This window comes from Rhodococcus sp. FG69, assembly GCF_057808915.1.
Genome location: NZ_JBMDIX010000112.1, coordinates 1 through 623 on the forward strand (window position 1 = coordinate 1; position 623 = coordinate 623).

The window sequence follows — 623 nt, forward strand, 5'->3', positions numbered from 1 at the left end:
GCTTCGACGTGGCGTGGTTTGTCGAGGTAGCGTTCGACGAAGCATTCACCGCGACCGAATGCCGAGACCGCTTCGCGGGTGGCCGAATCGAAGAGTTCGGGGATTTCTTCGCGGGTGCGGGCGACTTTCATGCCGCGTCCGCCGCCGCCGAAGGCTGCCTTGATGGCAATCGGGAGGCCGTGTTCGTCGGCGAAGGCGAGGATCTCCTCGGCGTCCTTTACCGGTTCTGCGGTGCCGGGGACCGAGGGTGCTTTCGCGCGGGCGGCGATGTGGCGGGCGGTGACTTTGTCGCCGAGGTCGCGGATGGACTGTGGGGATGGTCCGATCCAGATCAGTCCGGCGTCGATGACGGCCTGAGCGAAGTCGGCGTTCTCGGAGAGGAAGCCGTAGCCGGGGTGGATGGCGTCTGCGCCGGACTTGCGGGCGGCGTCCAAGATCTTGTCGATGACCAGGTACGACTCTGCCGAGGTGTTGCCGCCGAGGGCGAATGCTTCGTCGGCCAGGCGCACGAAGGGGGCCTCGGCGTCCGGTTCGGCGTAGACGGCGACACTTCTCAGTCCCGCGTCTGCTGCCGCTCTGATCACCCGGACTGCGATCTCGCCGCGGTTAGCGACGAGAACCTT

Annotated in this window: 1 protein-coding gene; it reads right to left on the reverse strand. The window is 66.5% G+C overall.

Annotated elements, in window-relative coordinates; translation table 11 throughout:
• Positions 1–623: biotin carboxylase N-terminal domain-containing protein (locus ACODSO_RS29200; RefSeq protein WP_489040081.1), on the reverse strand; the 623-nt coding region annotated here is incomplete at both ends.